At 72.9% G+C, this 25,164-nt stretch carries 30 protein-coding genes; 18 read left to right on the top strand and 12 right to left on the bottom strand.

What is annotated here, in order from left to right:
* Positions 1–36: 36 nt before the first annotated feature.
* Complete coding sequence (locus tag ACFW9D_RS28235; protein ID WP_384626331.1) at positions 37–549, bottom strand: hypothetical protein; 513 nt, start codon at positions 547–549, stop codon at positions 37–39.
* Positions 550–1,019: 470 nt separating this feature from the next.
* On the opposite strand from ACFW9D_RS28235, the gene ACFW9D_RS28230 reads away from it, so the two are divergent.
* From ACFW9D_RS28230 to ACFW9D_RS28210, 5 genes are all read left to right on the top strand, one after another.
* Positions 1,020–1,769: a hypothetical protein gene (locus ACFW9D_RS28230; RefSeq protein WP_384626329.1), complete on the top strand. Its 750-nt coding sequence runs from the start codon at positions 1,020–1,022 to the stop codon at positions 1,767–1,769.
* A gap of 2 nt (positions 1,770–1,771) precedes the next feature.
* Positions 1,772–2,386 carry a TetR family transcriptional regulator gene (locus ACFW9D_RS28225; RefSeq protein ID WP_384626326.1) on the top strand — a complete coding sequence of 205 codons (615 nt, stop codon included), beginning with the start codon at positions 1,772–1,774 and terminating at the stop codon, positions 2,384–2,386.
* A gap of 193 nt (positions 2,387–2,579) precedes the next feature.
* Positions 2,580–3,785 carry an alkane 1-monooxygenase gene (locus ACFW9D_RS28220; RefSeq protein ID WP_223205806.1) on the top strand — a complete coding sequence of 402 codons (1,206 nt, stop codon included), beginning with the start codon at positions 2,580–2,582 and terminating at the stop codon, positions 3,783–3,785.
* Entirely contained in the window at positions 3,782–3,952 is a 171-nt protein-coding gene (locus ACFW9D_RS28215) for a rubredoxin (protein ID WP_384626323.1), read from the top strand. Before ACFW9D_RS28220 ends, ACFW9D_RS28215 begins: the two co-directional genes overlap by 4 nt.
* Positions 3,953–4,240: 288 nt before the next feature.
* Positions 4,241–4,657: a VOC family protein gene (locus ACFW9D_RS28210; RefSeq protein ID WP_384626321.1), complete on the top strand. Its 417-nt coding sequence runs from the start codon at positions 4,241–4,243 to the stop codon at positions 4,655–4,657.
* On the opposite strand, the gene ACFW9D_RS28205 is transcribed toward ACFW9D_RS28210, so the two are convergent.
* Positions 4,632–5,099, bottom strand: coding sequence for a pep a2 (locus ACFW9D_RS28205; RefSeq protein WP_188335186.1), 468 nt, complete (start codon positions 5,097–5,099; stop codon positions 4,632–4,634). The two genes, ACFW9D_RS28210 and ACFW9D_RS28205, sit on opposite strands and share 26 nt — an antisense overlap.
* 152 nt (positions 5,100–5,251) lie before the next feature.
* On the opposite strand from ACFW9D_RS28205, the gene cpt reads away from it, so the two are divergent.
* Positions 5,252–5,785, top strand: coding sequence for a chloramphenicol phosphotransferase CPT (cpt, locus tag ACFW9D_RS28200; protein WP_223205805.1), 534 nt, complete (start codon positions 5,252–5,254; stop codon positions 5,783–5,785).
* 32 nt (positions 5,786–5,817) lie between these two features.
* Here cpt and ACFW9D_RS28195 read toward each other — a convergent pair whose 3' ends face one another.
* Complete coding sequence (locus ACFW9D_RS28195; protein ID WP_188335185.1) at positions 5,818–6,480, bottom strand: histidine phosphatase family protein; 663 nt, start codon at positions 6,478–6,480, stop codon at positions 5,818–5,820.
* Between the two features lie 173 nt (positions 6,481–6,653).
* Here ACFW9D_RS28195 and ACFW9D_RS28190 point away from each other — a divergent pair, with 173 nt between their 5' ends.
* A complete protein-coding gene (locus ACFW9D_RS28190) occupies positions 6,654–7,085 on the top strand; it encodes a DUF6299 family protein (protein WP_384626317.1) in 432 nt (143 codons plus the stop codon).
* Between the two features lie 42 nt (positions 7,086–7,127).
* On the opposite strand, the gene ACFW9D_RS28185 is transcribed toward ACFW9D_RS28190, so the two are convergent.
* Positions 7,128–7,553 carry a hypothetical protein gene (locus tag ACFW9D_RS28185; protein WP_384626314.1) on the bottom strand — a complete coding sequence of 142 codons (426 nt, stop codon included), beginning with the start codon at positions 7,551–7,553 and terminating at the stop codon, positions 7,128–7,130.
* Positions 7,554–7,687: 134 nt separating this feature from the next.
* On the opposite strand from ACFW9D_RS28185, the gene ACFW9D_RS28180 reads away from it, so the two are divergent.
* The 3 genes from ACFW9D_RS28180 (at position 7,688) to ACFW9D_RS28170 (ending at position 8,888) form a co-directional block, all read left to right on the top strand.
* Positions 7,688–7,837, top strand: coding sequence for a hypothetical protein (locus tag ACFW9D_RS28180; RefSeq protein WP_188335182.1), 150 nt, complete (start codon positions 7,688–7,690; stop codon positions 7,835–7,837).
* Positions 7,838–7,959: 122 nt separating this feature from the next.
* Positions 7,960–8,349, top strand: coding sequence for a PadR family transcriptional regulator (locus ACFW9D_RS28175; RefSeq protein WP_384626311.1), 390 nt, complete (start codon positions 7,960–7,962; stop codon positions 8,347–8,349).
* Positions 8,346–8,888, top strand: a complete 543-nt coding sequence (locus tag ACFW9D_RS28170; protein ID WP_384626307.1) for an HAAS signaling domain-containing protein — start codon at positions 8,346–8,348, stop codon at positions 8,886–8,888. The genes ACFW9D_RS28175 and ACFW9D_RS28170 overlap by 4 nt, the downstream gene beginning before the upstream one ends.
* A 126-nt stretch (positions 8,889–9,014) precedes the next feature.
* On the opposite strand, the gene ACFW9D_RS28165 is transcribed toward ACFW9D_RS28170, so the two are convergent.
* Together ACFW9D_RS28165 and ACFW9D_RS28160 are read right to left on the bottom strand one after the other, a co-directional pair.
* Positions 9,015–9,875 carry an alpha/beta fold hydrolase gene (locus tag ACFW9D_RS28165; RefSeq protein WP_384626304.1) on the bottom strand — a complete coding sequence of 287 codons (861 nt, stop codon included), beginning with the start codon at positions 9,873–9,875 and terminating at the stop codon, positions 9,015–9,017.
* A gap of 261 nt (positions 9,876–10,136) precedes the next feature.
* Positions 10,137–10,844: a GntR family transcriptional regulator gene (locus ACFW9D_RS28160; protein WP_384626301.1), complete on the bottom strand. Its 708-nt coding sequence runs from the start codon at positions 10,842–10,844 to the stop codon at positions 10,137–10,139.
* 190 nt (positions 10,845–11,034) lie between these two features.
* Here ACFW9D_RS28160 and ACFW9D_RS28155 point away from each other — a divergent pair, with 190 nt between their 5' ends.
* From ACFW9D_RS28155 to ACFW9D_RS28145, 3 genes are all read left to right on the top strand, one after another.
* Positions 11,035–12,300, top strand: a complete 1,266-nt coding sequence (locus ACFW9D_RS28155; protein ID WP_384626298.1) for an amidohydrolase family protein — start codon at positions 11,035–11,037, stop codon at positions 12,298–12,300.
* On the top strand, positions 12,297–13,781 hold the full coding sequence (locus ACFW9D_RS28150; RefSeq protein WP_188335176.1) for an APC family permease: 1,485 nt from the start codon (positions 12,297–12,299) through the stop codon (positions 13,779–13,781). Before ACFW9D_RS28155 ends, ACFW9D_RS28150 begins: the two co-directional genes overlap by 4 nt.
* Positions 13,782–13,872: 91 nt before the next feature.
* A complete protein-coding gene (locus tag ACFW9D_RS28145) occupies positions 13,873–14,694 on the top strand; it encodes an alpha/beta fold hydrolase (protein WP_384626295.1) in 822 nt (273 codons plus the stop codon).
* A gap of 12 nt (positions 14,695–14,706) precedes the next feature.
* Here the strand turns inward: ACFW9D_RS28145 and ACFW9D_RS28140 are convergent, their stop codons facing one another.
* The 4 genes from ACFW9D_RS28140 to ACFW9D_RS28125 form a co-directional block, all read right to left on the bottom strand.
* The gene (locus ACFW9D_RS28140) at positions 14,707–15,216 is read right to left on the bottom strand and encodes a DinB family protein (RefSeq protein WP_384626292.1); all 510 of its coding nucleotides are present in this window, start codon (positions 15,214–15,216) and stop codon (positions 14,707–14,709) included.
* A 53-nt stretch (positions 15,217–15,269) separates the two neighbouring features.
* Positions 15,270–16,007, bottom strand: a complete 738-nt coding sequence (locus ACFW9D_RS28135) for an ankyrin repeat domain-containing protein (protein ID WP_188335173.1) — start codon at positions 16,005–16,007, stop codon at positions 15,270–15,272.
* A gap of 142 nt (positions 16,008–16,149) precedes the next feature.
* Complete coding sequence (cynS, locus tag ACFW9D_RS28130; RefSeq protein ID WP_384626288.1) at positions 16,150–16,620, bottom strand: cyanase; 471 nt, start codon at positions 16,618–16,620, stop codon at positions 16,150–16,152.
* 87 nt (positions 16,621–16,707) lie between these two features.
* Positions 16,708–17,328 (bottom strand): carbonic anhydrase, encoded by a 621-nt coding sequence (locus tag ACFW9D_RS28125; protein ID WP_384626285.1) that lies wholly within the window; start codon positions 17,326–17,328, stop codon positions 16,708–16,710.
* 143 nt (positions 17,329–17,471) lie between these two features.
* Between ACFW9D_RS28125 and cynR the strand changes: the two genes are divergently transcribed.
* The 4 genes from cynR to ACFW9D_RS28105 all read left to right on the top strand — a co-directional run bounded on the left by cynR (position 17,472) and on the right by ACFW9D_RS28105 (position 21,946).
* On the top strand, positions 17,472–18,380 hold the full coding sequence (gene cynR, locus ACFW9D_RS28120; protein WP_384626282.1) for a transcriptional regulator CynR: 909 nt from the start codon (positions 17,472–17,474) through the stop codon (positions 18,378–18,380).
* Positions 18,381–18,521: 141 nt separating this feature from the next.
* Positions 18,522–20,036, top strand: a complete 1,515-nt coding sequence (locus ACFW9D_RS28115; protein ID WP_384626279.1) for an MFS transporter — start codon at positions 18,522–18,524, stop codon at positions 20,034–20,036.
* Positions 20,037–20,063: 27 nt separating this feature from the next.
* On the top strand, positions 20,064–20,789 hold the full coding sequence (locus ACFW9D_RS28110) for an alpha/beta fold hydrolase (protein WP_384626276.1): 726 nt from the start codon (positions 20,064–20,066) through the stop codon (positions 20,787–20,789).
* Positions 20,790–20,908: 119 nt separating this feature from the next.
* Positions 20,909–21,946 (top strand): hypothetical protein, encoded by a 1,038-nt coding sequence (locus tag ACFW9D_RS28105; RefSeq protein ID WP_384626273.1) that lies wholly within the window; start codon positions 20,909–20,911, stop codon positions 21,944–21,946.
* A gap of 88 nt (positions 21,947–22,034) precedes the next feature.
* Here the strand turns inward: ACFW9D_RS28105 and ACFW9D_RS28100 are convergent, their stop codons facing one another.
* On the bottom strand, positions 22,035–23,324 hold the full coding sequence (locus ACFW9D_RS28100) for a phosphatase PAP2 family protein (RefSeq protein WP_384626334.1): 1,290 nt from the start codon (positions 23,322–23,324) through the stop codon (positions 22,035–22,037).
* A gap of 286 nt (positions 23,325–23,610) precedes the next feature.
* A complete protein-coding gene (locus ACFW9D_RS28095) occupies positions 23,611–24,084 on the bottom strand; it encodes a MarR family winged helix-turn-helix transcriptional regulator (protein WP_384626271.1) in 474 nt (157 codons plus the stop codon).
* Between the two features lie 57 nt (positions 24,085–24,141).
* On the opposite strand from ACFW9D_RS28095, the gene ACFW9D_RS28090 reads away from it, so the two are divergent.
* Positions 24,142–25,020, top strand: a complete 879-nt coding sequence (locus tag ACFW9D_RS28090; RefSeq protein ID WP_384626269.1) for an alpha/beta fold hydrolase — start codon at positions 24,142–24,144, stop codon at positions 25,018–25,020.
* Positions 25,021–25,164: the final 144 nt, after the last annotated feature.

Genomic DNA, 25,164 nt, shown 5'->3' with positions numbered 1-25,164 from the left:
GCCGGACCCCGCGTCCGGCCGCGGGCTCACGCGTTCCTATTTCTGCCGGGCGTGCTTGGCGCCGTAGAACACCGAACGGGCCGCGCGGATCCTGGCCGCCTGACGGTCGGTGTCGCGGGCGAGGTCCAGTGCCGCCCGCAGCACGTCGGGGTCGGCGAGCCGGCCGCTGCCGTCCGGCGGCACCCGCCACATGTACGTGTGCTGCTGCACCCCGGTGATGCCGTCGGCGTGCGGAGAGGGCACGGACAGCTCGGTGCCGGCGCCCAGCAGCACGGCGTCGTCCTGGGCCGGCGGCCAGTCGTCCGCGCTGCCGGGCCGGGTCAGGATGTAGAACACCGGACGCGGTGGCGCGTGCTCCTCCAGGACCGGCACCTTGCCTGCGTCGTCGCCGAGCTCCCACAGGACGGTCAGCCCGAGCGGCTGGTGCACGCGCAGCGCGTCGAAGCGGCGACCGGCCGGCAGCCGGGCGAGAAAAGGTGCCTGCTCCCACTGCGCGAAGGCCTTTTCAGGCTGCGCGTGACAGGCGGCTAACCACTGGGCCCCGTCCATGAGTTGACCGTACGTCACACCCCTGCGGTCGGACAGCGCGAACGCCGGTTTGTCCTGGGAGGTGATGCTTCGCCCCGCACGGCGCGCGCCCGGGGCCGGATGGACCGACGGACTCCGGCGGCTGGGAACCGAAGCCCGCGCAGTGCCCCGGGGCGCGCTGGGGGCCGCCGGGCGAGAGGGGAGGACAGCGGCCCGGCACCGCATCCACGAGGCCGTGTGGCGCGGTGCATGAGCTCAGTGGACCGCGCAATTCCGGCCACGGCGAGGGTGCGTGAGTGACCGGGGTGTGCGCACGGTTCACACGGGGCGCGAACACCGCAGGGATCAGGCCGAGTCGGGGGCCTGAGCCGGTTCCCGACGGCGCTCGTCACAGCGGCCCCATCCGAACCGAGCCTCGATTCCGGCCACTTCACCCCCGTCACTTCCTCCCCATGGTTTGACCACCGGGCCTCCACGACTACAGTGCGGGAATGCCACCCGAGGGAACGCCGAGCGGCTACCGGACCGACGGCCTGTGGGCCGCCTCCGCGATCGCGTTCGCCGCGCTGCTCGCCGGCTGCGGGGTCGCCCTCCTCGGCATGCTGGAGTTCGGAGAACGCTGCACGCAGGGCCTGGCCGAGGGGCCCGGCCGGCTGATCCGCGTACGCGACCAGGCGTTCCCGCCCGCGACCGTCTGCGAGTTCGCCCAGGGCGAGGTCGCCTCCGTCGGCGGCCGGGCGCCCCTGGGCTTCCTGCTGTGGGCCGGACTCGTCGTCATGGTCGTCGCCCTGCTCGGGGCCCTGGTCGCCGAGTGCCTCGACCCGCGGCCCGGCGGTGATCTGGTGCGCCCCATGTCCCGTACCGAGAAGGTGCGCAGGACCGGGACGGCCTTCTTCGTGCTCGGCTCCGTCTTCGTCATGGCCTACCTCCTCGCCGCGTGGAGGCTGCTGCCCAGCCCTTCGACGGCCTGTTCCGACGGCGACGGCTGGAGCGCCGGCGCGCCGCAGACCCTCGACGCGAGCCTCTTCCCGCCCCAGGCGACCTGCCGGTTCGTCAGCGGGGAGACGAGGGGGATCAACCCGGACTGGCTCGTGTCGGTCGTCGTCGAACTGACCGTCCCCGCGCTGCTCGCCGCCTTCGCCTTCGGGCTCGCGGTGCGCCGCCGCGCGGTCGAGCGGACGGGCCACGGACCGGGGATCCCGCCCCTTCCCGGCCGCCGACCTCCGTCTAGAGTGGGCTGATCATGACGCGCTTCCGAGAGGCCGTCCGCGACCTGCTCCGCGAGCGGGTGCTGGACGCCGCATACGAGCTGGTGACGACGGAGGGCTGGGGGCGGCTCCGGGTCGCGGCCGTGGCGCGGGCCGCGGGGGTGAGCCGGCAGACGGTCTACAACGAGTTCGGCTCGAACTCGAAGGACGCGATCGGCCTGGCCCTCGTGGAGCGCGAGGCCGAGCGGTTCCTGCTCGGGATCCAGCGCGAGCTCGACGCGCACCGCGACTCCCTCGACGCGGCGGCCCGTGCGGGCGTCGGCTTCGTCCTCGGCCAGGCCGCCGACAACCCGCTCATCAAGTCCGTGCTCACCGCGGCCCGCGGTGGCGAGGACGACGATCTGCTCGCCTACCTGACGACCCGCCCCGAGCCGGTCTTCGACACCGCGACCGTCATGCTCGACGCCTACGCGGCCGACGCCTGGCCCGAGGTCGACGACCTCTCCCGCAGCCTCGCCGTGGAGGCGATCGTCCGGCTCACGGTCAGCCACATCGTGCAGCCCGCCGCCTCACCCGAGGAATCGGCCCGCAGGATCGCCGCGATCACCACACGGATCGCCTACCCCGCGCCCGCCGCCGACGAGTCCTGACAAGACGTCAACCTCCGTACGCAGCACGGGCCTTCACCGGAGCGACGCCTCGCGTCCCCACTGTGCCCGCTTCTTCACGCCTCGATTGCACCGATCCCTGCGCGGGCCATTGACGCCCGCCCGGACCGGTGTCACTTTGCCGGACAGTACGTGCCTCAAGTGTCCAATGACGTGATCCGTGAGGAGACCGGCCGTGCCTTTGCACCGCGAGACCGAACCCCCGCACGAGGCACCGCCCTGGCGGGACCCGAAGCGCTACCTGTGGCTGATGGGCCTGATCGTGCCGTGCTTCCCCTTCATCGCCTGGGGCCTGGTGGAACTCACCGGCCTCGACGTCTTCTGGTGGAGCGGGGTGATCCTGCTCTACGTCCTCTTCCCGGTCATCGACCAGCTCATCGGCAAGGACTCCGCGAACCCGCCCGACAGCGCCCTCGCCCGCCTGGAGGCCGACCGCTACTACCGCTGGTGCACCTACATGTACCTGCCGCTCCAGTACGCGGGCCTCGTCGCAGGCTGCGCCCTGCTCACCGGGGGCGACCTCTCGCTCGTCTCCCGGATCGGTTTGACCGTCACCCTCGGCGGCGTCGCCGGTATCGGCATCAACACCGCCCACGAACTGGGCCACAAGAAGGAGTCGACCGAGCGGTGGCTCTCCCGCGTCGCGCTCGCGCAGACCTTCTACGGCCACTTCTACATCGAGCACAACCGCGGTCACCACGTCCGGGTGGCCACCCCCGACGACCCGGCGAGCGCACGGCTCGGCGAGAGCTTCTGGCGCTTCCTGCCGCGCACCGTCATCGGCAGCCTCGCCTCCGCGTGGCGCCTGGAGAAGCGCCGTCTGACCCGCCGCGGCGGCTCCCCGTGGACCCCGCGCAACGACATCCTGAGCGCCTGGGCCATGTCCGCGGCCCTCTTCGCCGCACTCGCGATCGCGTTCGGGCCGGAAGTCCTGCCCTACCTCGTCGGCCAGGCCGTCTTCGGCTTCTGCCTGCTCGAGGTCATCAACTACACCGAGCACTACGGCCTGCTGCGCGAGCGCACCGAGAGCGGCCGGTTCGAACGCTGCGCCCCCAAGCACAGCTGGAACAGCGACAACGTCGCCTCCAACGTCTTCCTCTACCACCTCCAGCGGCACAGCGACCACCACGCCAACCCCACCCGCCGCTACCAGGCCCTGCGTCACTTCGAGGACGCCCCCGAACTGCCCACCGGATACGCGGGCATGATCGTGCTCGCGTACTTCCCGCCGCTGTGGCGCCGCGTCATGGACCACCGGGTGCTCGCCCACTACGGAGGCGACGTCCGGCGCGCCAACCTCCAGCCCGCGCGGCGCGGCGCCCTGCTCGCCCGGTACGGCGCGGGAGAGCGCCCCGAGGGCACCCCGGGCGTCGCCGCATGAGCCGGTTCCGCTGCCCGTCCTGCGACTACGTCTACGACGAGGACGCGGGCCACCCCCGCGAGGGCTTCCCGGCCGGAACCCCGTGGGAGGAGGTCCCCGACGACTGGTGCTGCCCCGACTGCGGGGTCCGCGAGAAGATCGACTTCGACCCCGCGGGGGTCTCCTGAGCACAGGCGTGACCGGCTCCGCCGACACGGGGATGAGACGGCGGAGCCGGGCCGCGCAGAACGCGACCTCCTCATTGTCAGGCCTCAACTCGGCCTCTGCCAGAGGGACTTGTGTCGGTGTTGCGGGTGGGGTCGGTGGATCGGGTGGGCATGCCGGGGCGCCCGGGTGCGGGCGGGGGACAGGCGCCGGACGGGACACGCCGGGAGGCCCGTCACCCGTCGCCGGGCGGAGAGCGGGAAGCCGTCCCATAATGCGGGCAACCGCACCCGCATCGAAGGGAACAGGCAGTGGCTTCTCGACTCAACCCCTACATCCAGTTCGACGGCGACGCCCGCCCGGCCATGGAGTTCTACCAGCAGGTGTTCGGAGGGGAGTTGGCCCTGAACACCTTCGGCGAGACGGGCGCCCCCGGTGTCGAGCAGGTGGCGGACAAGATCATGCACGCCATGCTCGACACCCCGTCCGGCTACACCCTGATGGCCTCCGACACGCCGCCCGGCATGGAGTACCGGCCGGGCCGCAACATCTCGCTCTCGCTCAGCGGCGACGACGCCGACGAGCTGCGCGGCTACTGGGCGCAGCTGTCCGAAGGCGGTGTCGTCGGCGTGCCCCTGGAGAAGCAGATGTGGGGCGACGTCTTCGGCATGTGCACCGACCGCTTCGGGATCGCCTGGATGGTCAACATCTCGGAACCGCAGGGCTGAACGCCTCGGCCTCCGGGACACGCGCCGTGTGCAGCACGGGCGTGGGCGGCCGCGGCACCCGCAGGGCCGGCTGATGTTCGTGGGTCCGGTGCGAGAACCAGGTGAGCGTGCCGGACCTGCCCGCACACACGCCCCAGCCGTCGCTGAGCGCCGCCACCCGGACGAGCCCCGGATGCAGCCCGGTGGTGTCCCGCAGGACACCCGGTGCCGTGCCGGACACGGCGGTGATCAGGTGGCGCCCGTTCCACCACATCTCGACGGCGTGCGCTCCGCCGGCCCGGGTCTCGCCGGCCAGACGCAGCAGGATGTCGACGCAAGCGCCGACCGGCCGCACGTACGCGCCGAGCCCCCAGTTCAGCAGCCGTGCGGTCACATCGCGGTCCACGAGCGCGATGTCCTGCGTGGTGACCCCCGCGTCGATGTGGACGTAACGCGGATCCATGCCGTTCATCCTTTCTGTCTCTGGGGGCTCACCCGGCGTTCACTCAGGGTGAGTGGGAGTGTCGGGAGAGTCACATACAGCCTCGGGTCATTACTCCGTTCGTGCAACTCGGAGCCGCCCCGCGCTCGCCGGGCACGCCGTACGCTGGCGCGATGACGACCCGAATGATCATCCTCAACGGCGGTTCCAGCGCCGGGAAATCAGGCATCGTACGGTGCCTGCAGGAGCTGCTCCCCGAGCCCTGGCTGGCGTTCGGAGCCGACTCGTTCGTCGACGCGCTGCCCGCGCGCATGCGGTCGGGCGAGGAGGGCATCGACATCGCACCGGACGGCACGGTGCAGGTCGGCGAGGTCTTCCGCACGCTGGAGACCGCCTGGACCGAGGGCGTCGTCACGATGGCGCGGGCCGGCGCCCGCATCGTGATCGACGAGATCTTCCTGGGCGGCGCGGCCTCCCAGCAGCGCTGGCTGCGGGCCCTCGGCGACCTGGACGTGCTGTGGGTGGGCGTGCGCTGCGAGCCCGAGGTCGCCGCCGAACGCGAGGTGGCACGCGGCGACCGGGCGCGGGGCATGGCGGCCGCCCAGGCGAAGACCGTCCACGAGGGCGTGGTCTACGACCTGGAGGTCGACACCACCGGTACCGGGCCGATGGAGTGCGCCCGCGTCATCGCGTCCCGCGTGGCCTGAAGGGTGGCCCGAGCCGGCGCCCGGCGGGCGCCTCAGGCGTCGCCGAGCGGCTCGCCCGCCGGGCCCTCGTGGTGCGGCGCGGGGTCGCGCGGGCCCGCCGGTCTGCTGTCCCAGCGTTCGAGCCGCCAGCCGTCGGCGGGGGAGCCCGTCACCACGACCATCCCCGTGTTGTCGAGGTGCTGATCGGCCGCTTCGAGAGGATCGAGGCGCCCCGCGCGCGCCGCGGCCCACATCCGGATCGCGGCGCCGTGACTGACCATGGCCACGCTCTCGGCGCCGCCCGCGGCGGCCTCGGCGACGACCTCGTCGAACCGGGAGAGCGCCGCGAGTCCACTCTCACCGCCAGGCATCCGCCGGTCCAGGTCTCCGGCGGCCCAGGCGAGCGCCGTCGTCAGATAGGTCGTGATGGCCGCCTCGTCGCCCCGCATCTCCAGTTCGCCGGCCTCGATCTCCCGGATGCCGGGCCGCACCACGATGTCGAGCCCGCGCGCCCGCGCCAGCGGCGTCGCCGTCAACTGGGTGCGCAGCAGCGTCGACGCGTACAGGGCGTCGATCCGCTCCTCCGCGAGCGCCCCGGGCAGCGCCGCCGCCTGCCGCTGCCCGAGCGGCGTCAGCCCCGGGCCGGGCTCCGCCGTGTCCAGGAGGCGCTTCAGGTTCGACGGGGTCTGACCGTGCCGGATGAGCAACAGACGCATGGGTGGGCCGCCTTCGGGCTCGTGGATCGACGCTGCCCACTTTGCCATCCGGCCTGGTGGGGACGCGCCCCCGATGGAGTGATGGCCGGTGCGTGACCAGGACGGACGGATATGAATGAACCCCGAATGACCCCCTGTACGTGAAAAATCCCCCCACAAGAGGAGCTAGTTCGATGTCTCTTCGTCTGGTGTTGAGCGCTGCCGCCGGAGCCCTCGCCCTGCTGGCCGCCGCCCCCGTGGCCCAGGCCGCCGCGCCCGGAGGCTCGGTGACGGTCGACCGCGTCGGCCACGTCTCGGCCGACGGCACGGTGTCCCTGTCCGGCACCTACCGCTGCTCCGGTGCCGAGGGCCCCGTCTTCGTCTCGTCCTCCGTGCGCGACACCGAGAACCCGGGCCTGCGCCGGGGCATCGGCGGCACCCGCGCCGTGTGCGACGGCGTCGAGCACGCCTGGCACAACACGGGCCAGGTGCCCGAGGGCGCCGTCGAGCCGGGCGAGGCCGAGGTCGAGGCGACGGTTCTCGAACTGGCCCCGGAGGGCGGTCTGCCGGTGCCGCGCTTCCACGCGACGGGGCAGCAGGACGTGCTGCTGGTCGCCGGGGACTGACGAACCGTCCTGAAGCGGTCCGGGCGCGCGGCCCGTGCCGCTTCAGCGCTGTGCCGGCCCGGAACGCTTGGGCCGGCGCGGCGGTCCGTGCACCTCGCTGAGCGCCCGCCGTACCGCCAGCCGGCCCGCCGTGCGGAACGCGCCCGCGTGCGAGTCGACCTCGTGCACCCGCACGGCACGCAGCACGACGGCCACGGCCGCCGGGGACTTCGGGGCGAGCGTCGCCAGTTCCGCGCGGAGCCCTTCCTTCACGGCGGCGGCGTACGCGGCCAGTTCACTCGCCGGGACCGGGCGGCGCCGCTCCAGGTCGGCGTGCACCTCGAAGACGAATCCCGGCTCCCAGGGCTCGAAGTCCACGACGATCTCCGCGAAGTCGGCGGGGCAGCCGGCCTGGCGCGCGTACACCACCCGCAGGTCCCGCAGCGGGCGCGGCGGGAAGGTGCCGGGCGGGGTGTCGTCGGAGGTCATGGGAGCACGTTAGGGCCTCTTGGCGCGGCAGGCCGTGGCCCCGGACCCGTCCGCTCGTTGGGCAGTCCGTGGTTGACACGGGGAAAACCGTTCCTGCACCGCGCGACCAGCGCGGGGAGTCAGGACAGGACGACGTGAGGACGCGGGCGGCGACGCATTCCGCGACGCCGATCTACGACGCGCTCGTGGCGCACTGGCAGGCGCTGGGCCGCGAGGTGCCCGGCCGGCCCGACGCGACCGGGACCCGGCGCGGGGAACCGGCGGACCTGTTCGGCCGCGGCTGAGCCCGAGCGTTCCCCCTCGCGTACAAGCTCATCCGGAGCACTCCCTCAAGCGGAGGCTGATCCGAAGCGTCCCCTCGAGGGGAGGGGTGACGTGGTCATGGCGGCAAGGTACTATGCATTGCATGGAACCAGGCAAGACGAGTAAGCGCGACGCGGGGAAGGCCGTGAGCCAGCTCCGCAAGGGCGTGCTCGAGTACTGCGTCCTGGCGCTGATGCGTGACGGCCCGCTGTACGGAGTGGAGCTGCTGCGCAGGCTGGAGGAGAGCGGGGCGCTGGCCACGAGCCAAGGCACCGTGTACCCGCTGCTGTCCCGCCTCAGGCGGGACGAGCTCGTCGAGACGAGCTGGCAGGAGTCGGCGTCCGGACCACCGAGGCGCTACTACGAACTCACGGCGGCGGGTCATGCCGCGCTCGCCGAGTTCACCCACGTCTGGCCTGCGTTCCGGGACGCCGTGGACCACTTTCTCGCCCCGTCACGGCAGGGCGACCACCGATCAGGAGACACCCCATGAAGACCGCCGAGCCGTCGGCCCGGATCCAGGACTACCTCGCGTCGGTGGAGCGCGAGGCCGCGGGGCTGCCCGCCGAGCGCAGGCAGGAACTGATCGCGGACCTGGCCGAACACATAGCGGTGGCCCTCGCGGAGCGCCCCGACGCCGAGACCGAGGTGCTGCGCGAGCTGGGGGACCCGCGCGCCATCGCCGCGACCGCGCTGGCCGAGGCCGGCGTCGCCGCGCCCGCCAGGCGCGGCGTGCACCCGGTGGCCCCCGTGCTGCTCCTGGCGCTCGCCTCGCCGGCCGCCCTGGTGTGGTCGTTCCTGCAGCTCGGCTGCTGGATCGCGGGCCTCGTCCTGCTGTGGATGTCCGCGCGCTGGACAGTCGCGCACAAGACGGTCGGCACCGTGCTCGGCGTCGTCGGCCCCGTCGTCGTCTCCTTCGTGATGGCCACCGTCGACCCGGCCGGGGAGCTGCCGCAGATGCTGTTCGCGCTCGGTGTCATCGCGCTGGGCGTCGTGGGCGGCGTCTACCTCTGGTTCACGCGCAAGCGCTGACCCGCCGGACGCACAAGGCCGGGGAACGCTGACGCCGCCACGGGGGGAGCGGCGTCAGCGTGTGCCGAGTGTGACACGGGCAGGCCTCCGGGCGTGCCCGTTTCGTTCGAGAACCTCCGGCTCAGCTCATCCGTCCGTGGTGAGCGCGGCGACGTCCGCCAGGACCCGGGCCGCCGGAGCCGGGTCGACCAGCCACCTCAGGTGGCTGCTCGCCAGCGTGCGTACGTCGTACGGATTGTCCGGGGTCAGCGCGTCGCCCTCCCTGATCAGCCGGTCCTGCAGCGCGAGCGGCATGCTCGTGTCGTCGGCCAGGCGGACGTACGTCTTCGGGATCGTGCCCCACGTCGCGGCCCGCGCCCGGTCGGCCGTGCCGCCCACGTCCAGGTTCTCGTCCGGCTGGAACGTGTTGAGGAACGTCAGGAACTGCTCGTCCGTCACGTCCGCCGCGAACGCAGCGCGGAGCGCGGCGAGCGCCGCCGGGTCCGCGGTGCGGAAGTTGACCCGGACCAGGCCCAGTTCGGCCGGGTTCCCGGCCACCGCGAGCCCCAGCGACCCCGCGTCCACGCCGGCCATCTCCGGCTGCGCGTAGTAGTCGTTCACGTCCAGGTCGACCGGGCACCACGCCGAGACGTACACGAGCCGGTCGATGAGATCGGGCCGGGTGTTGGCCGCGGCCGTCGCCGTGATCCCGCCGCGGCTGTGCGAGACCAGGATCACCGGCCCGTTCCGCTTCGCCCGCTCCAGCACGCCGATCAGATGCGCCGCGTTGTCGGCGAGCGTGACGCCCTTGATGGCGCCCGGCGCCTCGGCCAGCGCCGCCGTGTCCTGCGGAGCCTGGTACGCGTACGTGTAGGTCGCCGCGAAGCCGTGCCCGGGCAGGTCCACCGCGACCGACCGGTGCCCCAGCAGCCCGAGTTCGGCCTGGAGCGGCGCGAACGAGAAGGAGTTCGCGAACGCGCCGTGGACCAGTACGAAGGTCGGTTGCATCAGGTGAGCTCGCTCTCTGTCGCCGCTGCCGTCGTCCGCCGGACGAACGCCCGGCCGTCGCACGCTACGCAGCCGGTGATCACCGGCGCCACCGGATTCGGAGCCTCCGTTCGTGGGGCACGGCCCGCCCGGCGCCGCTCACCCGACTGCCGCGCCCCGGGGGCGGGCGGCCTCCGGCGATGGCACGGTGAAGTCGTGGCTGCCGCCGCGTTCCGTTAATCCCCCCGGCGGGCGCGGCGGCCCACCCTCGCCCCGAACTCACTAGCCCTGCGCGGAGGTCTCCCGTTCCGGATGCTCGGCGAGCAGGTGCAGCGCCGAGTCCCGGGTGTCCGCCACGTGGGCCCGCGCCAGTTCCTCGGCCCGTGCCTCGTCACCGTCCCGGATCGCCTCGAAGAGCCGCTCGTGCGCCCCGCACATCGGCTCGCCGTCCGCCTGGCCCGACGTGAGCCGGAACAGCCGGCGCAGTCGCGAGTCCAGCGGGGCCATCACGTCGACGAGCAGCGGGTTGCCCGACAGTTCCACGATGCGCCGGTGGAAGTCCGCGTTGAGCGACACCGCCGCGCGAAGCCGGCCCGCCTCGGCCGCCTTGCGGGCCCGCGCGAGCAGCTTCTCCAGGTCCTTCAGCTCCGCGGGCGTGGCCCCGCGCGCGACCAGCCGCGCCGCGAGGCCCTCCAGGTTCTCCCGGATGTCGAACAGGTGCGCCGCGTCCTCGGGCCCGAACCCGGCCACCACCGAACCCCGCCGGGGCTGCACCGTGAGGAAACCCTCGGAGGCGAGCCGCTGCATCGCCTCGCGCACCGGCACCCGCGACACCCGCAGCTCGTCGGCGATCTCCCGCTCGACCAGACGCATCCCCGCCGGGTACTGCCCCTCGATGATCCGCTCGCGCAGCTCCACGTACACCCGCTCGCGCAGGGACCGGTGGGTGTCCCCGATGGCGGTGTCGGCGGTCGTACGGGGCGTCGGCATGACGAGGGCTCCAGGCGGTGCTGAGACGGGTGGTGCAGAGCCGATCTTCGCAGACCCGGTGACCCGGCACGAAAATCCGTTCCCGAGAAGCATTGTCTGGTATTCGGTATACCAGTTACGTTGACGTCGCACCGCGCTCACCAGCCACTTTCCAGAGGCTGGGCCGAGCTGTACGACTGAAGGAGATGACATGCGCGAGGCTGCCGCCCCGCCCGAACCCGCCGCCCTGCTCGGAGCGACGCTCCCCGACGGCCGCACCGTCGACGTCCGCCTGCGCGGCGGCCGGGTGCACTCCGTCGAGGAACACGTCCCCGGCCGGACCCCGGCACCGGACGAGCTGCCCCTGCACGGGGCGCTGCTGCTGCCCGCCTTCGTGGACGGCCACGCCCACCTCGACAAGACCTTCCTCGGCGGGCCCTGGCAGCCGCACCGCGAGACCGCCACCCTCCAGGAACAGATCGCCTCCGAGCGCGCCGCCCGCACCGGCTCGCCCGTGCCGGTCGTGGAGCGGGCCGCCGCCCTCGCCCGCCGCATGGTCGCGCACGGCACCGGGCACGTCCGCAGCCACGTCGACATCGACCTCGAGACCGGACTCGACCACCTCCACGCCGTGCAGACGGTCCGGGAAGAGTTCCGCGACCGGCTCGGCATCCAGATCGTCGCCTTCCCGCAGAGCGGCGTCATCGCCGCGCCGGGCGGCGCCGACCTCCTCGGCGTCGCGCTCGCCGAAGGCGCCGACCTGATCGGCGGCCTCGACCCGGCCGGCTTCGACCAGGACGCGGCCGGCCAGCTCGACATCGTCTTCGGCCTCGCCGAACGCCACGGCAAGGGCATCGACATCCACCTCCACGACGGAGGCGAGTCCGGCACCGCGCAGCTGCGTGACATCGCCGCCCGCACCGCCGCCCTCGGCCTCGGCGGCCACGTAGCCGTCTCCCACGCCTACGCCCTCGGCGACGTCGACGACACCGAACTCGACCGCACCGCCAAGGCGCTCGCCGCCGCCGGCGTCTCGATCATGACCAACGGACCGCGCGGCCCCCTGCCGCCCGTCCTGCGCCTGCGCGAGCACGGCGTCCGCGTCTTCGGCGGCTCCGACAACATCCGCGACACCTGGTGGCCGTACGGCACCGGCGACATGCTCGAGCGCGCGACCATCATCGGCCTGCGCTCCGGCCTCATGACCGACGCCGAACTCCACCACGCCGCCGCCCTCGTCACCGACGAGGGAGCCACCGCGCTCGGCCTCGCCGACTACGGGCTCACCCCCGGCAGCCGCGCCGACCTCGTCGCCGTCGCCGCCGGTTCCGTCCCCGAGGCCGTCGCCTCGCACCCGCGCCGCGTCGCCGTCCTGCACGCCGGACGTGTCGTCGGACCCGAGCCGACCGACTCCTACCCGCGCTACGCGCCGCCCGCGACCACCGCCTCGAACGCCCCGGCGGGAGACACCAGATGACGACCACCACCGACAGCCCGGCCCGCTCGGACTCCGCGCCGGGCGCCGAGGAGCAGGGCTCAGGGCGGCTCGCCGCGGGCCGCATCGGCACCTTCGACCTCGTCTTCTTCGTCGTGGCCGCCGCCGCGCCGCTCACCGTCCTCGCCGGCGTCGCCCCCTTCGCCATCGGCATCGGCGGCGCCGGCGCGCCCCTCGCCTACCTGATCTCGGGCGCGCTGCTGGCCCTCTTCGCCGCGGGCTTCACCGCGATGAGCCGCTACGTCCGCAACGCCGGCGCCTTCTACGCCTACGTCGCCCGAGGCCTCGGCCGCGCGCTCGGCGTCGGCACCGCGTACGTCGCCGTCGTCTCCTACAACCTCGTCACCCCCGGAGTCGCGGCCGCCTTCGGCTACTTCGCCACCGGCTCGGTCCGAGACGCCACCGGTGCCGACGTGCCGTGGTGGCTGCTCTCCGGCGTGTGCGTGGCCGCCGTCGGCGTGCTCGGCTGGCTGCGCGTCACGCTGAGCGCCAAGGTCCTCGGCGTCGCGCTCGTCCTCGAGGTGCTCTCCCTGCTCGTCATGGACGGCGGCATCCTCGGCGACCGCGGCGCCGCCGCGCTCGATCCCGCCTCCTTCGACCCGTCGACCCTCGCCGTCGGCGGCGCGGCCGGCATGTTCGTCCTGGTCATCGGCGCGTTCACCGGATTCGAGTCCACCGCGATCTTCGCCGAGGAGGTCCGCGACCCGCAGCGCACCGTGCCCCGCGCCACGTTCATCGCGATCGGCTTCCTCGCCGTGTTCTACGCGGCCGGGTGCTGGCTCGTCATGGGCGCGTTCGGCACCGAGCGCGCCGTGGAACTGGCCCGGGCGGCCGCCGGACCCGATCTCACCTTCACCGCGGCCGAGACGTACGCGGGGCCGTGGCTCGCGGACGCCATGCACGGCCTCATCGTCGTCAGTGCCTTCGCCGCGACACTCGCCTTCCACAACGCCGCCGCCCGCTACCTCTACGCCCTCGGCCGCGAGGGCCTGCTGCCCCGGCGGCTCGGCGCGGTGTCCCGCCGGCACGGATCGCCCAGCGGCGCCGTCGTCGCGCAGACCCTGTTCAACCTCGCCCTCATCGGCGGCGGCGCCCTGCTCGCCGCCGACCCGTACGGGGAGGTCTTCCTCTGGACGAACAGCGTCGGTGTCCTCGGCATCATGGGCATGCAGGCGCTGGCCGCCCTCGCCGTGTGGGCGTACTTCCGTCACGACCGCAAGGGCCTGTCGGCCTTCCGCGTGGTCTGGGCGCCGCTCGTGTCCTGCGCCGGCCTGGCCGTGCTCACCGTCCTCGCGGTGATCCACTTCGACCTCCTCACCGGCCGCACCGGCCTCACGAACACGCTGCTGCTCGTGCCGCTCCCGCTGGTCCTCGCCGCGGGCCTGGCCGTGGCCTTCCGTATCCGCCGCCGCGACCCCGAGCGGTACGCGTCCCTGACCACGGTCGACGTGGAACGCGACTGACACCGTCCGATCGCCGAGGCCCTTGTCCCGTCTTCCGGTGGGGCAAGGGCCGTTGGTGGTGCGGGGCCGCCGGATCGGACAGGATCGGCCCATGACGAACGCGTACGGGGAAGAGATACCTGCACCGGGCGAGGGCCGCCTCCACCTCCTGCGGGCCGGCACCGGCTCGCCGGTGGTGCTGCTCCACGGCGCCGGAATGGACGCGCGGCTGTGGGACGCCGTCGCCCCTGAACTGGCCCGGCACCACCACGTCATCCGCTACGACGCGCGCGGCCTGGGCCGCTCCACACCGCCGACGACCTGGTTCAGCGACGTCACGGACCTGCGCGCCGTGCTCGACCACTGCGGCGTCGAACGCGCGGCGCTGGTTGGCCTGAGCATGGGCGGCGAGACCGTCCTGGACTTCACCCTCGCCCACCCCGACCGGGTCACGTCCCTGGCCCTGGTCGCGTCCTCGCTCGGCGGCCACATCTGGCCCGACACCCCGGACACGGCCGCCTACGGCGCGGCCCGGCGTTCGGGCGACGCGGCCGAACTGGCCGCGCTGGAACTCTCGGTGTGGGCGGCGCTGGGACGGGAGGCGCCCGGGGGAGCGCTCATCGAGCGGATGGTGACGGAGAACGCGGAGCGACGGCTCGTCAGCGAGGCCTGGCTGACGGGCACCCCAGGCCACGACGCCGCGTCCCGCCTCGCGGAGATCGACGCCCCGGCCCTGGTGCTGCACGGAACCCACGACCATCCGGAGATCGCGGTCATCGCCGACCGCCTGACCAAGGGCATCCGGGACGCGCACGGCGAGACCCTGCCCGCCGCCGACCACTATCTGCCGCTCCGGGTGCCGGCCCGGCTGGCCGCACTGCTGCTGGCCCACCTGGCCGGCCCACCCGAGGGGCAGCCGGGCCGTCGGCGCTGAAGCCGGCCGCCCTCAGGCGCCCACCGTGCCGTCCACGCCCTCCCGGAGGAAGTCCGCGTGGCCGTTGTGGCGGCCGTACTCCAGGAGCACGTGGACCATCACCATCCGCAGCGACACCTGCTCCTCCCAGCGCGGCTGGTACCCGGCCACGTCCAGTGACGCGGCCGCGCGCTCGATGCGCCGGGAGTGCTCCACCTCGGCCTCCCACGCGCCGAACGCCTCGGCGCGGCTCGATCCGCTCGCGTCGTACGCGGCCTGGAAGTCGATCTCGTCGGACCAGACCATCGGCACGTCGTGGTCCTCGAACACCCGGCGGAACCAGGCGCGTTCGACCTCCGCCATGTGCCGCACCAGGCCCAGCAGCGTGAGCGTGGACGGCGGCATCGACCGCTCCTTGAGCTCCTCGTCGCCGAGCCCCTCGCACTTCATGGCGAGCGTCGCGCGCTGATAGTCGAGAAACGCCCGCAGCGTCTCCCGTTCGTCGCCGAAACTCGGCGGTCCCACCCGGTGATCGACGGTCACTGGACCCCTGCCCCTCGTCCTTGCCTTCGGTGATCGACGGCAAGTATCCCCGCTCAGGCGCGCAGCAGCCGGGCGACCTCGCGCTGGCCGCGCAGTTCGGCGTGCTCCAGGGCCGTCGTGCCGTCCTTGTCCTCGACGGAGCGGTCGGCCCCGGCCGCCAGCAGCAGCCGCACGCTCTCCTGGTGGTCCGCGCCGCCGTCGCCGAGGATGACGGCCTCCAGCAGGGCGGTCCAGCCGAGGTCGTTGACGTGGTTCACGTCGACGTCGATGTCCGGGTTGGTGGTGACCTCGCGGATGTAGTCGACGTGCCCGTGCTCGCCGGCCGGGATCAGGGACGTGCCGCCGTAGCGGTTCACGATCGTGTAGTCGGGGTCGGCCTGCGCGAGGGTGCGGGCCATCGCGGCGCTGCCGGTCACCCCGGTCACCAGCCAGGGTGTGTCGTGCCGGGCGTCGAGGGCATCGGGGTCGGCGCCCGCGTCGACGAGGGCCTTCGCGGCGTCCACGTGGTCGCCGGAGGCGGCGAGGAGCAGCGGGGTGCGCTCGTCGCCGTCGCGGGTCTCCAGGTCGGCGCCGCGCTCGATGGCCGTACGGACGGCGTCGGCGTCGCCCGAGCCGGCGGCACGGAGCAGGTCGGCGCTCGCGGAGCGGTTCGCGCCCGAGTCCCCGGCGGCGGAGGAGCTGGAGCGGCCGGACCCGGCTCCCCGGGACTCGGCCGTGCACGCGCTCGCGAGGACGAGCAGACCGGTGATGGCGAGGAACACGAGAGTGTGGCGGCGGGGGGAGGCGGCCATGGTTCTTCCCTTCTCGGCGCGGGTGGAGCCGGGTGCGCTCCGGTGATGTGCGAACGGGCGGTGACGGACGGCCGGAGCCGCCCGCCACCGCCGCTCGTACCGGGGGTGGGGCTCTATGGACGAGTCGTCGTCGGCGTGCGGGTCAGAAAGGCTTGGTCGGCAGGTACTTGCCGTCCAGCGTGATGATCGCGCGCTCGCCGCCCTCGGGGTCGGCGACCTTCTTCACGTCCAGCTTGAAGTTGATCGCGGAGATGATGCCGTCGCCGAACTGCTCGTGGACCAGGGCCTTCAGGGTGGTGCCGTAGACCTGGAGCATCTCGTAGAAGCGGTAGATCGTCGGGTCGGTGGGGATGCCGCCCGGGATGGAGCCGCGGGTCGGGATGGTCTGGAGGAGGAGGATCGCCTCCTCGTCCAGGCCGAGCAGCTCGCCGACGGCCTGGGCGGAGGCCTCGGGCAGGGCGTGCTGGCCGAGGACGGCCGCCGTAACGAACGCCGGGGACAGACCGGCCGCGTCGGCGATCTGCTGCCACGACAGGTCGCGGCGCGTCTTGGCGGCGACGGCGGCGGTGGCGACGGCGTCGCGGGCCTCGGGGGAGAACTGGGCGTGGATCATGAGGAGTTCCTTTCGTGCGGGGCCGGGAGTGGGGTCCCGGCCCCCGGGAGGTGTGGGGTGGTGGGGTGGGGGAGCTCGCCCCGCGGGTCAGGCGGCCGGCACCGGGGTGCGGGTGCCCGTCTCGAGCACCTCCACGGCGCCGGAGGCGATGTCGAACACCCAGCCGTGCAGCGTGAGCCGCTGCTCGGCGAGGGCACGGACGACGGAGGGGTGGGTGCCGAGGTTCTGCAACTGGGCGACCACGTTGGCGCGGACCAGGGTGGCCACCCGGGAGGAGGCCGGCTCACCGGCGGGAGCGGCCGCCGTACGGGCCCGGGCGCGGGCCCCGTCCGCGTGCCGCAGCCAGTCCGCGATCACCGGCGCCGCCGACAGGTCGTGCTCCTCGGCCAGTGCGGTCATCGCGCCGCAGGACGAGTGCCCGCAGACGACGATGTCCTGGACGCCGAGCACGGAGACGGCGTACTCGATGCTCGCCGCGACGCCGTCCGAACCGGGCGCGTACGCCGGGACCAGATTGCCCGCGGTGCGGATGACGAACAGCTGGCCCGGCTCGCTCTGCGTGATCAGCTCCGGCGGCACCCGGGCGTCGGAACAGCCGATGAACAGCGTCTCCGGCCGGTGCTCCGACGCGAGCTGGGCGAAAAGGTCTCGCTTGCCGGGGAAGACGTCGCGGCGGAAATGCGCGACACCGTCGAAAAGCTTGTCCATCCGTCTCTCCCTTCGGGTCCTGCCGGACCTCCTGGGTGGGCCGGCAGGAACAACCCTGCACGACCTGGCCCTATAGTGTCCAAGACTTGATATCCATGACTCCTATCGATGCCATCTATAGGTGGGCGTCCTATAGTGCTCACATGGGTCCTGAGCTGCGACATCTCCGCTACCTCATCGCCGTGGCGGAGAACGGGAACTTCACGCGGGCCGCGGAGGAACTGCGCATCTCGCAGCCCACGCTGTCCCAGCAGATCAAGCAGCTGGAGCGGGTGGTCGGCGCCCAGCTCCTCGACCGCGGCGGACGCGGCGTACGCCTCACCGACGCCGGCGAGGCCTACGTCCACTACGCGCGCCGCGCGCTGCGCGACCTGGCCGCCGCCGACCGCGCCGTGCTCGACGTCGCCGACCTCTCGCGCGGCCATCTGCGCCTCGCGATGACGCCGACCTTCACCGCGTACCTGATCGGCCCGCTCGTGCGCGCGATGCACGAGAAGCACCCCGGCATCACGCTCGACGTGCGCGAGATGGCCAAGGACCGGATGGAGGCGAGCCTGCTGGCCGACGAGATCGACCTCGGCATCGCCTTCGAGGGCCCGCATCTGCCCGGCATCGGCGCCCGCGCCCTGTTCACCGAGACCCTGAGCCTGGTCGTCGCCGCGACCGCCGATCCGGGGGCGGACCGCGCCGTGCTGCCGGTGCGCCGCCTCGCCGAGCGGCAACTCGCCCTGCTGAGCAGCGACTTCGTGACCCGCGAACACGTCGACGGCTACCTCGCCGAGCACCGCGTCACACCGCCCATCGTCGTGGAGGCCAACTCCGTCCAGGCGATCACCGAGATCGTGCAGCGCGTCCCGGGGCTCGCCACCGTGCTGCCCGACGCCGTCACGGACGACCACCCGCACCTCGTTCCCGTCGCGCTCGACCCGCCGTTGCCCGCCCGTAGCGTCGCGCTCCTGCACCGCGAGAGCGGCTACCGCAGCGCGGCCGCCCGCGCGTTCACCGCCCTCGCGGACGAGCTCGTACGGGAGCGGGGGTACGCCCCCGCCTGACGGGCCCCCGGATTTCCGTATACCGAAGCTACCCCTCCGGTGCGCCCCAGGGGTGTTGATTGTCCTGATTCCGCCCACACGTCGGCCGATATGGGATCCCATTTTTGCCCCGAGGGTGGAATTTGGTATACAAAAAGTGGCATGCCTGTGCCGTCGTCCTCAGCCCCCGCCCCGATCGCCCCGACCCCGCACCCGCGCCGCTGGTGGGCGCTGAGCGTCCTCGGGCTGGCCCAGCTGATGATCCTGCTCGACAGCACGATCGTGAACGTGGCCCTGCCGTCCCTGCAGACCGAACTCGGCATGAGCGACGGCGACCGCCCCTGGGTGGTCACGTCCTACACCGTCGCCTTCGGCGGCCTCCTCCTGCTCGCCGGCCGGATCGCCGACCACGTGGGCCGCAAGCGGGTGTTCGCGATCGGTCTCGGCGGCTTCGCGCTCGCGTCCGCCGCGGCCGGCCTCGCGCCCACCGCCCAGGCGCTGTTCGCGGCCCGCGCGGTGCAGGGCGCGTTCGCGGCGCTCCTCGCCGCCTCCGCGCTGGCGCTCGTCGCGACCACCTTCACCGACCCGCGCGAACGGCGCCGCGCCATCGCCCTCTTCGGCGCGCTCGGCGGCGCCGGTGCCTCCCTCGGCGTCGTCCTCGGCGGCTTCCTCACCCAGTGGTTCGGCTGGCGCTGGTGCCTCCTGGTCAACGTGCCCATCGCCCTCGCCGCCCTGCTCGGCACCGTCTGGACCCCGCCGGACCACACCCGCCGCCTCACCGGCCGCATCGACATCGCCGGCGCCGTGCTCGGCTGCGGCGGCCTGACCGCGCTCGTCCACGGCTGCAGCCAGGCCGAGGCGCACGGCTGGACCGGCCCGACCGTGCTCGGATCCCTCATCGGCGGCACGGTCATGCTCGGCGTCTTCGCCTGGTGGCAGACCCGCGCGTCGACCCCGCTGCTGCCGCCGCGTCTGATGAAGGACCGCCGCCGCGTCGCCTCCCTGCTCGCGGGCGCCGCCCTCATGGCGGGTCAGCTGTCGGTCGCGCTCTACCTCACCTACTACCTGCAGACCGTCCTGGACTGGTCCGCGGTCGCCAGCGGCCTCGGTTTCCTGCCGATCAGCCTCGTGACCACGGGCACCGCCACGCAGCTCGGCACCCGTCTGCTGCCCCGCTTCGGGCCCCGCGTGATGATGACCGCCGGCCTGGTCATCTCCGCGTGCGGCCTCTTCCAGCTCACGCTCCTCACCCCGGACTCCACTTACGCCGGGAACGTGCTGCCCGCGCTCGTCACCTTCAGCGTCGGCAACGGCGGCAGCTTCCTCGCCATCATGACCGGCGTCACCTCCGACGTCCCCGAGCAGGACTCCGGCATCGCGTCCGCCGCCGTGAACTCGGCGCAGCAGGTGGGCGGTTCGATCGGCTCGGCGGTCTTCAACACGGTCGCCGCGAGCGTCGCGGCGGCGGCGATGGGCGGCGCCCGGGCCGCGGCGCTGGAGGGCTTCACCCTGGCGATCTGGTGCCCTCTGGCCGCGCTGCTCCTCGCCGCCGTCGCCACGGCGGCCCTTGCGGGACCGCCCCGGCGCATCTCGCGCTCCGTCCCGGACGCGACGCCGAGGCGGGCTTCAGCGGTCGGTGAACAGGCCCGGTCCGCCCCGTCGATCACTGGCGAATGAACCGAAGGGCAAGGCAGGGTCGGGGCCATGAGCGACGAACTCCGTATCGTGCGGGCGGGATCTCTCCGGTCGGCCTGCCGGATCAGCGGGCCTGACACCGGGCCGCCCCTCCTCCTGCTGCACGCCCTGGGGGAGGACAGCCGCGACTGGGCCGGTGTCGCGCCCGCCCTCGCCCGTACGCACCGGGTCCACGCCCTCGATCTGCGCGGGCACGGCCGCAGCGAGTGGCCCGGCACGTACAGCGTCGAAGCCATGCGCGACGACGTCCTCGGACACCTCGACGCCCTGGGTCTCGACCGGGTCGACGTCGTCGGACACTCGATGGGCGGCGTCGTGGCCGCCCTGCTCGCGATGCACCGGCCCGCGCGCGTCCGCCGGCTCGTCCTCGAAGACGTACCGCTGCTGCGGCCGCGCGAGCCGAAGCCCGCCACCCGGCCGGACGGTGAGCTCTCGTTCGACTGGGCCGTCGTGGCCGCCGTCCGGGCCCAGCTCGACCACCCCGACCCCGCCTGGGCGCAAGGGCTGCGGAACATCACCGCCTCGACGCTCGCCGTCGCGGGCGGCCCCGCGAGCCACGTGCCGCAGGAGGACATCGCCGAACTCGTCCGGCGCGTCCCCGACGCCCGCCTCGTCACGATCCCGGCCGGTCACCTCGTCCACCACGCACGCCCCCAGGAGTTCCTCGCCGCGGTCCTGCCCTTCCTGGGCGGCGACACGGATCGACGGGACGAACGCGACCTCGACCTCGACTGATGTCCGACGCGTGCGGCGGCGGGGTGCAATCGGTGTGACGCGCCGCCCCCTTGCGGCCGTTTTGTATGGAGATCATGGATTCTGTCCGTCGACACCGCAGTCGACCAGAAAGCCACTTCATGCGCTTCCGCAGATCCTCCCGCTGGGTACCCGTGACCGCCGCCGCGTTCGTCGCCGTCGGCCTCACCGCCGCACCGGCCGCCGCAGACGGTGCCGAGTACGCCCGGTACACCCTGGACGCGGCGCCGCCGGCCTCCACCGGAACGGTGACCACCGCCGCGACCGGCGGACCGCAGGGGACGTTCACGACGAACAGCACGCGGCCGGGCGTCTCGGCCGGCGGCTCGGCCTTTCTCGGCGAACAGACCCCGTTCGGCCAGGTCTACGGATCCTCGCAGGGCATGCCCTATCTGAACCTCGCCACGGCGTCCGGCCGCACCCCGTCGACCACCAGCTTCACGTTCGACCAGGTCCCGACGCCCGGCGGCTGGGGCGTCGCGCTCGGCGACATCGACGCCGACGACGTGCAGATCAGCGCCACCGGCCCGGACGGGCAGGCGCTGACCGCGCGGCAGCTCGGCTTCCAGGAGTCGTTCAACTACTGCGACGCCAGTCCCCGCCCCTCCACCTGCACGGGCGGCACGTACACCGACGAGCCCTCCTGGGACGCGGCGACGCAGACCCTGCACGGCAGCGGCACCGACACGTCCGGCGCCTCCGCCTGGCTGCGCCCCACCGCCGAGATCCGCACCCTCACCCTGACCTTCTCCGTGAAGACCGGCATCCCCGCCTATCAGGTGTGGTTCGCCGCGCAGACGGCGAACGTCAGCGGCAACGTCGCGACGGAGAGCGGCGACCCGCTCCCGGAGGGCACGGTCCTCGAACTGCGCCGGCCCGACGGCACGCCCGTCCTGGACGACAGCAACGAGCCCGTCAGCACCACGCCCGACGCGGACGGCGACTACACGTTCTCCGACGTGGCCGCCGGCGGCTACACGGTCCACGTCACCCCGCCGCCCGGCCACGACGTGAAGGGCTCGGACACCGAGAGGGCCGACGCCGCGCACGGCGACGCGACCGGTGTCGACTTCACGGTCGCGCCGGCCGAGGACGACTGCACCTGCGAGGAGCCCGGACAGCCCGGCTACGGGGGCTGACCGAACCGCGCCCAGGGACAGCACAGCGGCCGGTCGTTCGTGACGTCACGAACCACCGGCCGCTGCGCTGTTCCGGAGGGGGTGCGCGCTAGGCGAGTTCCGGCTGAGCGTCCGCGGTCCGGGGTGCCGGCTTGGGCACCGGCACCGTTTCCGCCTGGTCCCAGAGCGCGGTCGTCCGCGCGTACAGGGCGATCACCGAACCGAGCAGCGCGAGCAGGAGCGGGCCGAAGGCCCACGGGTAGGCGGCCATCTCGGTCGGCAGCCAGCGGTACGCGATCAGCAGCGCGGTGAAGACGACGGTGCCGTAGGAGACGAGCCGCGTCGCCGAGACGTCCCACCCGCGCGCGAACGCCCGCATGGCCGCCTCGATCGTGAGGGCGAACACCACACCGGCGACGAGGTCGACACCGTAGTGGTAGCCGAAGCCGAGGGTCGCGGTGAGCGTGGCGACGAGCCAGAACGTGCCCGCCCAGCGCATGCCGCGCGAGCCCTTGCGGGTGTGGATGAACAGGCTGGTCGCCCACGCGGTGTGCAGGCTCGGCATGCAGTTGCGCGGCGTGATCTCGTCGAACGGGATCGGGTGCGGGACGCCGATGGCCGGCAGCGCGTCGGGCCACACGTTGGCCGCCGCCCACTGGCCGCCCTCGGCGCCGTACGCGTAGATCGGGCCGACCACCGGGAAGATCATGTAGATCGCGGGACCGAGCAGGCCTATGGCGAGGAACGTGCGCACGAGGTGATGGGCCGGGAAGCGCCGCTCGGCCGCCACGTTGCGCAGCTGGTACAGGCCCACGAGGGCCGCGGCGAGCGGCAGTTGGCCGTAGACCAGGTGCAGGAAGTGGCCGCTGAACGGGTTCGTGGCCTCGACGACCTGGCCGACCAGCCACGACGGGTTGGCGAGCGCGTGGTCGGCGGTGGCCACGTAGGGGTCGAGGACGTCCGGGCGGGTCTTGGACGTGATGAGCAGCCAGGTGTCACCCGTCTTGTGACCGAGCACCAGCAGCATGCCGAGGCCGACGCCCTTGAGGAGCAGGAGCCGCTCCGCGCCGGTGCGGCGCACGACGGCCAATACGGCGAGCCCGAGGGTCACCCACAGGGCGCCGTTGCCGAACTGGAGACTGCCGCCCACCACGAGGCGCACCAGCAGGAACGCCAGGTCGATGCCGATCGCGCAGGCCAGCGCCACGGCCCGCTGCCGCCAGGTGAGCACCACCATCGTCAGGGCCAGACCGGCATAGAGCAGGGGCCCCGAGCGCGGCACGAGGACGACCTCCCGCGCCTGGACGGTGAGCGGACCGAGCTGGCCGTACCGGCGCGCCACGATCTCCAGCGCGACGAAGAAGACGAGCGTCACCACGCCCGCCGCCGACCAGAACAGGGTGCGTGTCCGCCGCCGGGGGACGAGGGGCTCGCCGCGGCGCTGTGAAGGTATTCGTGGTGGTGTGGTGTTCACTTACCTGACTCATCGGTGGGTTCGGGGCACTTGGTCATCTGTCGGCTCGGTATGGCATGAATTTCCGGTGAAGGGCATGCGATCGGCGTGATCGTCATGAGTTCGAACATGCTAACGGCAGGAAGATGCGCCTGACAGGGGCATCACAGGGAATCGTCCGTGACCGGGCCGGAGCCGTCGGTTCCGCCCGGGCGGCCCTGGGTGTGCGAGGTCAGTCGGCGTCCACGTGGTCGAGCGAGTGCAGCATCGCGCCGAGCACCCGCAGGCACGTGGCGACCTCCGCCTCCGTCAGATCGCCGCCGACCTGACGGAGCAGCGCGTGTTCGCGGTCCAGTACGGCGTCGATGCGTTCCTCGCCCGCCGCCGTGAGCCGGATCAGCGACGAGCGCCGGTGCGCCGGGTTCGCGATGCTCTCGACGAGACCCGCGTCCGCCGCCTCGTTCACCATGCGCTGCACGAACTGCCGGCTGATCTCCTGAGCCCGGCCCATCTGCGGCACGGTCATCGGCCCGTTGCGCCGCAGCAGCGTGAGCACGGCGCGTACGCCGACGCTCAGGCCGTCGCGCGTCAGACCGTGTTCGACGCTGCGCTGGGCGCGTCGGTACAGCGGGCCCACCAGGTCGTAGACCTCGGTGAGGCGGCGGCCGAGAGCGTCGGGAGGGAGCGGGGCTCCGGAAGCGGTCACCCGCACATCATGACACCTGGGTTGCCAAGTGGACTTCAAGATGACACCTTGGTTGTCATGAATGCCGCTTCAGATCGTGCCGCAGAACATGCTTCGGGTCGCCCCGCGACCCCTGATTCGGAACGCGCCTCGGGCCGTCTGCGCTTCTTCGGTTCGACGGACGGAGACCTCGCCTATCTCGACGCGGGAGCCGGGGACCTGGTGGTGCTGCTCCACGCCGGCTTCGTCGACCACCGCCTCTTCGACGCGCAGATCCCCGCCCTGGCAGCCCGTCACCGGGTGATCGCCCCGGACGTACGAGGCCACGGCTTCTCGGCCAACGCGACCGAGCCGTTCCGCTGGGCCGACGACCTCGCCGCGCTGCTGCGCCACCTCGACGCGGGCCCCGCCGTCCTCGTCGGACTCTCGATGGGCGGCGCGATCGCCACCGACACGGTCCTCGAACACCCGGACCTGGTCCGCGCCGTGGTCGCCTGCGGCGCGGCGACCAGCGAGTTCCAGTACACCGACCCCTGGTACCAGGAGATCCTCGCGGAGTACGCGCGCACCATGGCGGCCGGTGACATCGAGGGCTGGCTCGCCGCGTTCCTGCGCGTCGTCCCCGGCGCACACCGCAGGGTCGAGGACATGGACCCCGGCATCCTGCGCCGCCTGCGCGAGATGGCCCTGCACACCTTGTCGAAGCACAGCCCCGGCGAACCGAACCTGCACACGCCGATGACCGACACCTGGTCCCGCGTCCCGAAGATCGACGTCCCCGTCCTGGCCGTCAACGGCTCGCTCGAACCTGACGACCTCGTCGCCGCCGCCGACCGGCTCGTCGAGACCGTCCCCGACGGCCGGTCCGTCGTCATCGAGGGTGCCGGCCACTACACCAACCTCGAACAGCCGGAACGGTTCAACGAGATCCTGCTCGACTTCCTCCGCACGCTCTGACAGGGACTCCGGTCGCGTCTTTTCGACGTTTCCGGCAGCGCGGAGGGGACCGGCGAGGGTGCGGACGGCGCCCCCGGCCGGGAGGCGGCCCCCGATCAGTCCGACCGGACCCCCACGCGGGGAGCGGTCGGTAAGGCCGCGCGG

Source organism: Streptomyces sp. NPDC059524 (assembly GCF_042749255.1).
Taxonomy (GTDB): domain Bacteria; phylum Actinomycetota; class Actinomycetes; order Streptomycetales; family Streptomycetaceae; genus Streptomyces; species Streptomyces xanthii.
The sequence above is the reverse complement of the archived record's forward strand: the minus strand, read 5'-3'. Positions and strand labels throughout refer to the sequence as shown.

Coding starts and splice junctions, on each gene's coding strand:
- ACFW9D_RS28235 (WP_384626331.1), bottom strand. CDS start 549: ATGGACGGGGCCCAGTGGTTAGCCGCCTGTCACGCGCAGCCTGAAAAG.
- ACFW9D_RS28230 (WP_384626329.1), top strand. CDS start 1,020: ATGCCACCCGAGGGAACGCCGAGCGGCTACCGGACCGACGGCCTGTGG.
- ACFW9D_RS28225 (WP_384626326.1), top strand. CDS start 1,772: ATGACGCGCTTCCGAGAGGCCGTCCGCGACCTGCTCCGCGAGCGGGTG.
- ACFW9D_RS28215 (WP_384626323.1), top strand. CDS start 3,782: ATGAGCCGGTTCCGCTGCCCGTCCTGCGACTACGTCTACGACGAGGAC.
- ACFW9D_RS28205 (WP_188335186.1), bottom strand. CDS start 5,099: ATGGATCCGCGTTACGTCCACATCGACGCGGGGGTCACCACGCAGGAC.
- cpt (WP_223205805.1), top strand. CDS start 5,252: ATGACGACCCGAATGATCATCCTCAACGGCGGTTCCAGCGCCGGGAAA.
- ACFW9D_RS28195 (WP_188335185.1), bottom strand. CDS start 6,480: ATGCGTCTGTTGCTCATCCGGCACGGTCAGACCCCGTCGAACCTGAAG.
- ACFW9D_RS28190 (WP_384626317.1), top strand. CDS start 6,654: ATGTCTCTTCGTCTGGTGTTGAGCGCTGCCGCCGGAGCCCTCGCCCTG.
- ACFW9D_RS28185 (WP_384626314.1), bottom strand. CDS start 7,553: ATGACCTCCGACGACACCCCGCCCGGCACCTTCCCGCCGCGCCCGCTG.
- ACFW9D_RS28175 (WP_384626311.1), top strand. CDS start 7,960: ATGGAACCAGGCAAGACGAGTAAGCGCGACGCGGGGAAGGCCGTGAGC.
- ACFW9D_RS28170 (WP_384626307.1), top strand. CDS start 8,346: ATGAAGACCGCCGAGCCGTCGGCCCGGATCCAGGACTACCTCGCGTCG.
- ACFW9D_RS28165 (WP_384626304.1), bottom strand. CDS start 9,875: ATGCAACCGACCTTCGTACTGGTCCACGGCGCGTTCGCGAACTCCTTC.
- ACFW9D_RS28160 (WP_384626301.1), bottom strand. CDS start 10,844: ATGCCGACGCCCCGTACGACCGCCGACACCGCCATCGGGGACACCCAC.
- ACFW9D_RS28155 (WP_384626298.1), top strand. CDS start 11,035: ATGCGCGAGGCTGCCGCCCCGCCCGAACCCGCCGCCCTGCTCGGAGCG.
- ACFW9D_RS28150 (WP_188335176.1), top strand. CDS start 12,297: ATGACGACCACCACCGACAGCCCGGCCCGCTCGGACTCCGCGCCGGGC.
- ACFW9D_RS28145 (WP_384626295.1), top strand. CDS start 13,873: ATGACGAACGCGTACGGGGAAGAGATACCTGCACCGGGCGAGGGCCGC.
- ACFW9D_RS28135 (WP_188335173.1), bottom strand. CDS start 16,007: ATGGCCGCCTCCCCCCGCCGCCACACTCTCGTGTTCCTCGCCATCACC.
- cynS (WP_384626288.1), bottom strand. CDS start 16,620: ATGATCCACGCCCAGTTCTCCCCCGAGGCCCGCGACGCCGTCGCCACC.
- ACFW9D_RS28125 (WP_384626285.1), bottom strand. CDS start 17,328: ATGGACAAGCTTTTCGACGGTGTCGCGCATTTCCGCCGCGACGTCTTC.
- cynR (WP_384626282.1), top strand. CDS start 17,472: ATGGGTCCTGAGCTGCGACATCTCCGCTACCTCATCGCCGTGGCGGAG.
- ACFW9D_RS28115 (WP_384626279.1), top strand. CDS start 18,522: ATGCCTGTGCCGTCGTCCTCAGCCCCCGCCCCGATCGCCCCGACCCCG.
- ACFW9D_RS28110 (WP_384626276.1), top strand. CDS start 20,064: ATGAGCGACGAACTCCGTATCGTGCGGGCGGGATCTCTCCGGTCGGCC.
- ACFW9D_RS28105 (WP_384626273.1), top strand. CDS start 20,909: ATGCGCTTCCGCAGATCCTCCCGCTGGGTACCCGTGACCGCCGCCGCG.
- ACFW9D_RS28090 (WP_384626269.1), top strand. CDS start 24,142: ATGAATGCCGCTTCAGATCGTGCCGCAGAACATGCTTCGGGTCGCCCC.